Genomic DNA, 9,965 nt, shown 5'->3' with positions numbered 1-9,965 from the left:
ACCACCTTCATCTCCTCATTCGTATTCTTTCATGGATGAAATCCTGCGAATTAGCGAGCTTGAGCAAGAAAACTGAATCTTAAGGAGGGAGGCGAACGCTGACGCTTCTACAGAATCTTTCACCTGCTCCGTTCCCTCGCAAACTTGGGTGCAGGTGCAGACAGTACTCCGCTCCGCGGAGGGGAGAGGTTTGGGGGAGTTCGCTGTTTATAGAACAGCGAACTGAATTATGTTTAGAGAGTACTTCCTCATTCTTTAGGAACTCGGATTTGTTTTTTCTTGTTCAATACCGATTGCTTTTATTGTTGATAATCATTAAGAGAATATTTGCATCTACACAGCGACAAACCCGCCTTCGTAGGAAGGCGGGTTTGTTGGGTGATTGGGGTTAGGCGCCATGTGAGCTGGCTGCCGGTGTAGACTCGTTGGTTGGGACCTCGTTTGGATCAGACTGAGATTCCTTGCCAAGAATGCCTTTGCCGAAGAAGAAGCAGATGACGACGGCGGCGACGGCGAAGACAAGAGCTAGTCCGAACTGATGATGGAAGGCGTTCGTCAGGACGGCAGTTACCTTATCTCTTAGTTCAGGCGCTAAGTTAGACAGATTCAGGTCATTGAGATTGAATGTGGTGTTGTCGCCGGGAATTGCGGCGATGCCGCTCTTTAGTCGCCCGGCGAGGATGCTTCCGAAGGCGCTCATGCCGATGCTGGCGCCCATCGTTTGAAAGAGCTGTACGGTGGATTGGGCGACGCCGCGGTCTGCTTCCTCCGCGGATTCCTGAATGAGCAGCGTATCCCCGGCCATCAGCGTTCCTGTGCCGATGCCCATGATGAAGAAGCATAGGGCCGGATAAAGGAAGCCTTGGTCCGGTTGAATCTGCAGGGCCAGCAGGAGTCCCGCAACCGGGAACAGGAATGAAACGATGAACAACGTACGATAGGGCATGCGGGTAATGAGGAAGCCGCACGCGATGCTGATCGGGATGGCGCCAACCATGGCCATCAGCGTGAAGTAACCGGATACCGTTGCCGAGAAGCCCATAGCGATCTGGGCATAATACGGGAAGGAAGACGCTGCTCCCATTATGCCGCACATCACCGTGAACATCAGAAGGGCCATAGCGACGATGTTGCGATTCCGTAAGAGACGCAGAGGAATGATAGGTTCTGCGGCGCGGCGTTCGACGAGTATGAACAATACCAGCAGGACAGCGGAAGCTCCGATCAGCGCGAGAATCAGCGGAGAGGTCCAGGCTAGGCCTTTGTTTTCGATCAATACAGGAGCCAGCAGCAGGGATAGAATAGAGCCCATCAGAGTCAGTGCTCCGGCATAATCGATTGAATGCGATTCCCGTCGTTTCTCCTCATGCAGCCCGAGGAACATGAGAAGAGCAGCCAATATGCTGACAGGAAGATTGATAAGGAACACCCAGTGCCAGCTAATATGGTCGACCACAAAGCCGCCGACCATTGGACCAACCAGCTGAGGCAATATCATCATGATGCCGAACAGCCCTTGCAGCTTGACGCGCTGCTCCAAGGTAAAGGTTTCTGCGAATATTACCATGGCCAGCGGCATCAGCCCGCCTGCCCCGACTCCTTGAATGCCTCGGCCTACAAGCAAGAGCTCCATCGTAGGGGCGAAGCCGCTCACAAGGGAGCCGACAATAAACAGAGCAATACTGATCTGATAAAGACGTTTGCGTCCGAAAATATCGGACAGCTTACCCATGATAGGCATGCAGGCGGTCATCGTCAGCATATAAATGCCGGCTACCCAGCCGTACAGCGTCATGTCGTGCAGCTCTCGGATAATGGTGGGCATAGCCGTCGAGATGACTGTCTCATCCAGCTCGGCAAAGACCATACCAATCATGAGAGCGATTAAGACTAAAATCTTGTTGGTGTGCTTCATGAGGAATCCCTCCGTTATGAGTGTCTAACAGTGTTAGTTTGAACCTTACAGTGTTAGATGTTATCATGAACGTATGAACCTGTAAAGCGAAAACTTACACTGTTAGATAAAAGGGCGGATACCGATGAAAAAGCAGCAGCCTCAGATTTCGGAGGATAAAATTTTGGAAGCCTCGTGGGAGCTTCTGGGGGAGGACGGCATCGAGAAATTCAGCATGAGACGATTAGCCGACCGGCTCGGAATTCAGGCTCCGTCTCTGTACTGGTATTTCAAGAGCAAGCAGGAGCTCTATCAGCGACTAACCAATCAGGTATCGATCCTTTTCTTGGAAGAGTTTCAGACAGAAGGGGACTGGAAGGCGCAGTTGGCGGCTTTTGCCATAAACTTAAGGAATCTTCTCCAACGGTACCCCTGCTCCACACAGCTTATGATGCTGACGCTTCCTCTTGAGCCGGGCATTATCCGCTTCACGAACCGGATGCTGCTTTGTGTAGAATCGACGCCACTTGAGGAAGAGCAGAAACTGCAAATGGTTCTTACTTTGACCAATTATGTTCTAGGATTTGTTCTGGACGAGTATCAAGACCGGCGCAATGTCTCCGCTATGCTTAAGGAAAAGGGGGAGTTGCCTATTGAAGAGATGGTCAAACTTCTGGACTCCATGAGCGAAGCGGATGCCGGGCTGTTCAGGAGGATGTACAAGGGCGAGCTGTACGAACTGATGGGGACCGATAAGGCGTTTGAGTTCGGCTTGCAGCTCATTCTGCTCGGGATCGAGCAGGTAATCAAAGAGCATGAGAAGTAAAATATACAAAACCGCTCAGCCGTTAACGGATGGGCGGTTTCTTCGTAACATAATGAGTGCGTTCCATTCCCACCGTTCTGGACAGTTGTGCTGGGCTTGACGTTTATTCGGGTATCAACGTTTTTTTGCAGCAAGGGCTTAACTAATCGCGCATGTTCGCGGTATTGGTGATTCGGCGAACATTAACGCAGGGATGCGTCTATGGACTGCTCTCGGGATTAGGTGCGGCGAGTGCAGATGCGGTGTATGGACTTATTGCCGGGCTTGGTTTATCGATCATTATGAACGTCCTGCTTGGGCTGCAGTTCTGGCTCCATCTAGCGGGCGGGTTGTTCCTTTGCTACCTTGGCGTTAGAACCTGTACATCCGTTGCCGTACATAATCCAGCGAGCGCCCAAGGCCGACAGCTTTTCACTGCGTACTCTTCAGTCTTTCTTCTTACTTTAACAAACCCCATTACGATCCTGTCCTTTATCGGTATCTTCTCAGGATTAGGTCTTACCCAAACAAGCTCAGCTTCAGCAATGACACTTGTACTCGGCGTGTTCACAGGCTCCGCACTTTGGTGGATCATGCTCAGCTCGCTGGTCGGGCTGTTCAATAAGCATCTCAACGCCAAGTCCCTAACCTGGATCAACCGGCTTTCGGGTCTGATCATCCTTGCGTTTGGTGCAAACGCATTAATCAGTTTAATAAGCTAGCGAGAGCGATCTTTCATTCTGTGACCGTCCCATATCCGAGGACGGTTTTTTTATTCCCCTCCTAAATAGCAGTATAGCAAGTAACGTAGCAAGCGAATGATTCTGGAGAAACGACGTGGTCGCCTTTGTCAACCGGATTGTTACCGATAGAGAATTTATATAATCAAACAATCTGGGGACAACAGCGATCGGAAGAACATTCGCTTGCGTAGTGCGATTGAATGCGAAGCTATATTTAAGTTTTTATGTAAGCGTTTTATATGTAAGTTCGTTTTTTATAAAAAGTGCTGATTTATTGTAAATACCGTTCATGGACCTGCTTGATATACTGCGTATGCACCCGTTGATACGGGCCAATCAAACGAACTAATTTCATAGAGGTCGAGGGGGAAACGACGAATGAAAAAGATGTTGATAGTAGTAATGGCGCTCTCCATGGTATTTATGCTGGCTGCATGCGGCAAGAGCGGAAGCTCGGATGGCGAGAACGGTACGGTTGGCGTATCGATGCCAACGAAATCGTCTGAGCGCTGGGTGAATGACGGCGCAAGCATGAAAGCTGAGCTTGAGAAGCTTGGTTATGGCGCAGACCTGCAGTATGCAGAAGACGTTGTAGAGAACCAAGTATCGCAGATCGAGAACATGATTACGAAAGGCGTTAAAGCGCTCGTAGTTGCGCCGATCGACGGCGAATCGCTGACGGACGTGCTGCAGAAAGCAGCTGATGCGAACATCCCAGTTATTTCGTACGACCGTCTCATCAAGAAAACGGACAATATCACGTACTACGCAACATTCGATAACTTCAAAGTAGGCGTACTGCAAGCTTCCTACATCGAAGAGAAGCTTGGCCTGAAAGACGGCAAAGGTCCTTTCAACATCGAGCTGTTCGCAGGTTCGCCTGATGATAACAACGCTTACTTCTTCTTCGATGGTGCAATGTCGGTACTTCAGCCGTACATCGATTCCGGCAAGCTGGTTGTGAAATCCGGCCAGACGAAAATGGAACAAGTTGCAACGCTTCGTTGGGATGGCGCAACGGCACAATCCCGTATGGACAACTTGCTTAGCGCGAACTATGCAAATGCAAACGTAGACGCAGTACTGTCGCCATACGACGGCATCAGCATCGGCATTCTGTCCTCGCTCAAAGGCGTAGGCTACGGCTCGGCGAGCAAACCACTGCCAATCGTAACCGGTCAAGACGCGGAGCTGGCTTCGGTGAAATCGATCATTGCAGGCGAGCAAACGCAAACGGTATTCAAAGATACGCGTGAGCTGGCGAAGAAAGCCGCTCAAATGGCAGACGCAGTCGTTAAAGGCGAAAAAGTTGAAGTAAACGACGAGAAAACGTATGACAACGGCGTGAAGGTTGTTCCTTCGTTCCTGCTTGAGCCAGTATCGGTAGATGCAGCGAACTACAAGCAAGCACTCGTTGACAGCGGCTTCTACACAGAAGATCAACTGTCCAAATAATCATTAAACACCAAACGGCTGATGAAGAGAGCCATGCGCATGCACATGCACATGTACAATTGCAATCAAGGCAAACGCTGCAGCAGCGCTCTCTTCTAAGCAGTTCGGTTTATTAGAAAGAAGGTGCGAACATGTCCCAATACATCTTGGAAATGCGCGGCATCACGAAGACGTTCCCGGGCGTGAAGGCGCTGGAGGACGTTAACCTGAAGGTCAAGGAAGGCGAGATCCACGCGCTGTGCGGCGAGAACGGAGCAGGGAAGTCGACACTGATGAAGGTGTTGAGCGGCGTATATGCACACGGCTCGTATACGGGCGATATTTTGTTCAAAGACAAGGTATGCGAGTTCCGCAATATTAAGGAAAGCGAAGAGCTCGGCATCGTTATTATTCACCAGGAGCTTGCGCTCATTCCGTACTTGTCGATTGCGGAAAATATTTTCCTCGGCAACGAGCGTTCCCGCGGCGGCATCATTAACTGGCACGAAACGACGCTGCGCACAAGAGAACTGCTGCAGCGAGTAGGGTTGTATGAATCGCCGAACACGCTCATCAAAGATATTGGTGTCGGCAAGCAGCAGCTTGCAGAGATCGCCAAGGCGCTGGCCAAGCGCGTAAAGCTGCTCATTCTGGACGAACCGACTGCTGCGCTGAACGAGGACGACAGCGCGAATCTGCTGACGCTCATGCTTGAGCTGAAGAAGCAGGGCATCTCCTGCATCATCATCTCGCATAAGCTCAACGAAATCGAGCGGGTAGCGGATTCCATCACGATCCTTCGTGACGGCAAAACGATCGAGACGTTGGACAAGAAGCGGGACGGCGTCGATGAAGACCGGATTATTAAAGGCATGGTCGGTCGCGATCTGACGCAGCGGTTCCCAGAACGGGAATCGAACATCGGCGAGACCATTCTCGACGTTCAGAATTGGAACGTTTACCATCCGCAGCGCGAGAGTCAGAAGGTCATCGACAATGTCAGCTTCCATATTCGCAAAGGTGAAGTGGTTGGCATTGCAGGTCTGATGGGAGCAGGTCGCACGGAGCTGGCGATGAGCTTGTTCGGGGGCGCGTACGGCAAGAAGATCAGCGGTACTGTGTTCAAGAACGGCAAGGAAATCAAATTCAAATCCGTCAGTGATGCGATTAATAAAGGTCTTGCTTATGTAACCGAGGACCGCAAACATTACGGGCTCGTCCTCATCGACGATATTAAGCGCAACATCTCGCTGACGAGTCTGCCGAAGCTGTCGAAGCGCGGCGTTGTGAACCAGAACCGAGAGGTCATTATCGCAGAAGATTTCCGTAAGAAAATGAACATCAAGTCGAGCGGCATTCACCAGAAGACCGGCAACTTAAGCGGCGGTAACCAGCAGAAGGTTGTACTCAGCAAGTGGATTTTGTCCGAGCCAGACATTCTCATTCTCGATGAACCAACGCGTGGTATTGACGTTGGCGCCAAATACGAAATTTATACGATCATCAACCAGCTGGCTGCGGAAGGAAAAGGCGTTCTCGTTATTTCCTCCGAGCTTCCCGAAATTCTCGGCATGTGCGACCGGATCTACGTCATGAACGAAGGGCGTATAACGGGCGAGGTTGACCGTGAGGAAGCGACGCAAGAGAAGCTGATGAAGCTGATGACGAAGAGCAGGGGGTAATACAGCATGGATATGCTTCGCAACGTATTCAAGAACAATATCCGCCAATATGGCATGATTGTTGCACTCGTCTTTATTACGATATTGTTCCAAATTTTGACCGACGGCATTTTGCTTAAGCCGCTGAACGTCACGAACTTGATTTTGCAAAATAGCTACATTCTCGTGCTCGCCATCGGTATGGTGCTGGTCATCATTACCGGTCACATCGATCTATCCGTCGGCTCCGTTGCCGCCTTTATAGGCGCACTAGCCGGTATTATGATGGTCAATATGAACATGCCATTCTACCTAGCGATTATTGTTTCGCTCGTGCTCGGCGCGCTCGTCGGTGCATGGCAGGGCTTCTGGGTCGCTTATGTGAAAATACCGTCATTTATCGTAACGCTAGCGGGGATGCTCCTGTTCCGTGGACTAACGATGATCGTACTGGACGGCAAATCGATCGCTCCGTTTCCGAAGGCATTCCAGAAGATCAGCTCGGGCTTCCTGCCGGACTTTACGGTCGGTTCGCTAAATTTCCTTACTATTATAATAGGTATCGTCCTGTCTCTGGTTTATATTGGTATCGAGGTGTACAACCGCAGGCTGCAGAAGCGTTACGGCTTCGAGCCAACGTCCGGCAAGGGCTTTATCGTGAAGATGGTCGTAATCGTTGCCGTCATCAACCTGTTCATGTATGTTCTTGCATCGTATAAAGGCATCCCGAACATTCTCATTATTTTGTTCGCACTTGTCGTCATCTACTCGTTCGTTATGAACCGTTCCATCATGGGTCGCCATATCTACGCACTCGGCGGCAATGAGAAGGCAGCAAGTCTGTCTGGCGTTAAAACGAAAAAGGTAACGTTCTGGGTATTCGTCAACATGGGCGTTATGGCAGCATTATCCGGCCTCATCTTCGCAGCACGTCTGAATGCGGCTACGCCAAAAGCAGGCACGAACTTCGAGCTTGACGCGATCGCAGCAAGCTTCATCGGCGGCGCATCGGCATCAGGTGGTATCGGTACGGTTATCGGCGCTATCATCGGTGGCCTCGTGATGGGTGTCATGAACAACGGTATGTCGCTTATCGGTCTTGGCATTGACTGGCAGCAGGGCATCAAAGGTCTCGTATTGCTCGCCGCTGTTGGATTCGATATCTACAACAAGAACAAGTCTTCCTAATTCGTATGCATGATGAAGGGCGGTCCTGGAAATGACAGGGACCGCCCTTGGCATATGCGAACGCTTTGTGTGAATGCGGTGGTGGTGGTGGACATTGGCTTAGTCCTCGAATTCATGCTCAACGATGTCGATCAGCAGCGTGTTCCGGTCGGTCTGCACCTCATCCTCGTCCCAGTCGACACGAAGATAGCGAGGGATCATGAACATATCGGCTAGCTGCTCCTTCGACAAATAGTTGAGCGGAATAAGGGGCTTGATTGTATCTGTCCTTATTGGCCTTAATGTAGCTAGACAGACGACACCGTTGATTGCAAACTCGACAGTATCATTTGTGTGATAGGGGATGACGTGGAAGCCGGCAGTCCGTAGTGTTGCTTGCACGGCTGCAACATATTCCGGCATAAGCGAGACGACCGGGCAGGCGATTGCAAGCGAACCTCCAGGATTCAGTCTGGACTTGAGCAGTCGGTAGAACTCAACCGAATATAGCTTGGACAATTCAAATGCCGTCGAAGATGGAGTGGGCAGGTTGATTAGGATGACATCCCAGCGGTCGCTGCAGCCTTCGAGATAAGTACGGCCGTCTGTCAGCACATTCTTTACGCGGAGATCATGCAGTGCGCCATTCGTGAAGTTGACGAACGGTTCATAATTGAGCCCAAGATCGACGATAATTGGATCAAGATCGACAGCCGTTATTGTCTCAACGTCTTCGTAGCGCAGCACTTCGCGAGCTGTGATCCCTGTTCCAGAGCCGATAATGAGCACAGCTTCATGGTTAACAGCGGCGGCCATTGGTACATGAACAAGCGCCTCTGCATATTGCGTCTCGGACTCGTCGGTGCTCAGCATCCTCAAGCCGCCGGCATAGAGATGGTAGATGCCATTATGCTCTGCAATCGCAATTTTTTGGTGGGGTGACCGTTTGCGCATGATTACCTGATATTGACCATTTGGCTCTTCATCTGCCCGGATATAGGACTCCATCCACTGCTTCCTCCAGTACAGCGCTCTCCAAATGATCGCCACCACACATAGTCCTGTCATGAGGCCGATTTCAAACTCAAACAGATACACCGATGCCATCTCCTCCTTGAAAATCAAGCCAATGAAACGTACAAGCTCCTTTCATACCGTATGCAGGACAAAGCCCGTCCGTTTGGGAAATAGCCCATTTGTGAACAAGTTATAACAGATGAATAATGTTAGCGGTATCCCCTTTAAAAAGGGAATGCTGTGCCATTAAGCTTATTGACAATGATTATCACTTTCGACTATACTCCGTGATGAGATTTGTAACGAGAACCTATTCCGTTCCTAGTGAACGAAAATATATTACCGACTGAGGAGATGTCATTCATGAAAGCCAAATTGTTGTTCGCATCGCTCGTACTTGCTATGTCCGTCGTATTCGCGGGCTGCTCATCCGATAATTCCAAGGAGACGGACGCTGCTGCGCAGCCGGCGGATACGACTCAAGCATCCACAGATTCTACCGATCTGAATGCGAAGCTGAAGGACGTACTTGAACAATACCGCCAGTTCTCGATCGAACAGAGCGATCAACTGATCGTAGAGACGGAGAAGTTCGTTAATGCTGTGAAGAGTGGCGATCTGGAGCAGGCTAAGCTGTTGTACGCACCTACTCGCATGTACTACGAGCGAATTGAGCCAATCGCTGAAGCACTCGGCAACTTCGACCCAGACATCGACGCACGTGACGGTGACGTTGAAGCAGCCGACTGGCGCGGCTTCCACCGGATCGAGAAAGGTCTATGGGAAGATAACGCGACAGCAGGTACGGAAGAGTTCGCTGATCGTCTGCTGAGCGATGTCAAGTCGCTCCGTGCATTGATGGAGACGGTTGAAGTCGATACGGCTATGCTGACGACTGGTGCTGTCGAGCTGTTGAACGAGGTTTCCTCGTCCAAAGTAACAGGCGAAGAAGAGCGTTACTCGCACACCGACCTATATGACTTCGTAGCCAACGTTGAAGGCGCAAAGAAAATTTATGAATTGCTGCAGCCGGAGCTGTCCAGCCAAGATGCAGATCTAGAAAAGTCGATCGGCGAGAAATTTACGGCGCTTGAAGCGCTGCTTGCTAAATACAAGTCCGGCGACGGCTATGTGGCGTTCACGGAACTGAAGGAAGACGATACGCGTACACTCAGCCAAGCGCTTGACGCATTGGCAGAGCCTTTGTCCCAAATGGGCAAAGCGCTGGGAGTGTAATAACAGCT

The 9,965-nt window shown here is 50.6% G+C and carries 8 protein-coding genes; 6 read left to right on the top strand and 2 right to left on the bottom strand.

Translation table 11 applies throughout. From position 1 onward, the window contains the following. Positions 1 to 388: 388 nt before the first annotated feature. Entirely contained in the window at positions 389 to 1,915 is a 1,527-nt protein-coding gene (locus tag DFQ01_RS26545) for an MDR family MFS transporter (protein WP_110046957.1), read from the bottom strand. Between the two features lie 124 nt (positions 1,916 to 2,039). Between DFQ01_RS26545 and DFQ01_RS26540 the strand changes: the two genes are divergently transcribed. From DFQ01_RS26540 to mmsB, 5 genes are all read left to right on the top strand, one after another. Continuing rightward, entirely contained in the window at positions 2,040 to 2,720 is a 681-nt protein-coding gene (locus tag DFQ01_RS26540) for a TetR/AcrR family transcriptional regulator (RefSeq protein WP_110046956.1), read from the top strand. 152 nt (positions 2,721 to 2,872) lie between these two features. Next, entirely contained in the window at positions 2,873 to 3,421 is a 549-nt protein-coding gene (locus tag DFQ01_RS26535; RefSeq protein WP_110046955.1) for a LysE family transporter, read from the top strand. A 399-nt stretch (positions 3,422 to 3,820) separates the two neighbouring features. Next, on the top strand, positions 3,821 to 4,897 hold the full coding sequence (gene chvE / locus DFQ01_RS26530; RefSeq protein WP_110046954.1) for a multiple monosaccharide ABC transporter substrate-binding protein: 1,077 nt from the start codon (positions 3,821 to 3,823) through the stop codon (positions 4,895 to 4,897). Between the two features lie 131 nt (positions 4,898 to 5,028). After that, on the top strand, positions 5,029 to 6,558 hold the full coding sequence (gene mmsA / locus DFQ01_RS26525; protein ID WP_110046953.1) for a multiple monosaccharide ABC transporter ATP-binding protein: 1,530 nt from the start codon (positions 5,029 to 5,031) through the stop codon (positions 6,556 to 6,558). 6 nt (positions 6,559 to 6,564) lie between these two features. Further along, positions 6,565 to 7,725 (top strand): multiple monosaccharide ABC transporter permease, encoded by a 1,161-nt coding sequence (gene mmsB / locus DFQ01_RS26520; protein ID WP_110046952.1) that lies wholly within the window; start codon positions 6,565 to 6,567, stop codon positions 7,723 to 7,725. Between the two features lie 99 nt (positions 7,726 to 7,824). Here mmsB and DFQ01_RS26515 read toward each other — a convergent pair whose 3' ends face one another. Continuing rightward, the gene (locus DFQ01_RS26515; RefSeq protein ID WP_174812538.1) at positions 7,825 to 8,802 is read right to left on the bottom strand and encodes a spermine/spermidine synthase domain-containing protein; all 978 of its coding nucleotides are present in this window, start codon (positions 8,800 to 8,802) and stop codon (positions 7,825 to 7,827) included. Between the two features lie 282 nt (positions 8,803 to 9,084). Between DFQ01_RS26515 and efeO the strand changes: the two genes are divergently transcribed. Further along, positions 9,085 to 9,957 (top strand): iron uptake system protein EfeO, encoded by an 873-nt coding sequence (efeO, locus tag DFQ01_RS26510; RefSeq protein ID WP_110046950.1) that lies wholly within the window; start codon positions 9,085 to 9,087, stop codon positions 9,955 to 9,957. Positions 9,958 to 9,965 lie beyond the last annotated feature (8 nt).

The sequence above is a fragment of the Paenibacillus cellulosilyticus genome (genome assembly GCF_003182255.1).
Taxonomy (GTDB): Bacteria; Bacillota; Bacilli; order Paenibacillales; family Paenibacillaceae; genus Paenibacillus_T; species Paenibacillus_T cellulosilyticus.
Note: the sequence above shows the minus strand (reverse complement) of the source record. Positions and strands in the feature narration are given on the sequence as shown.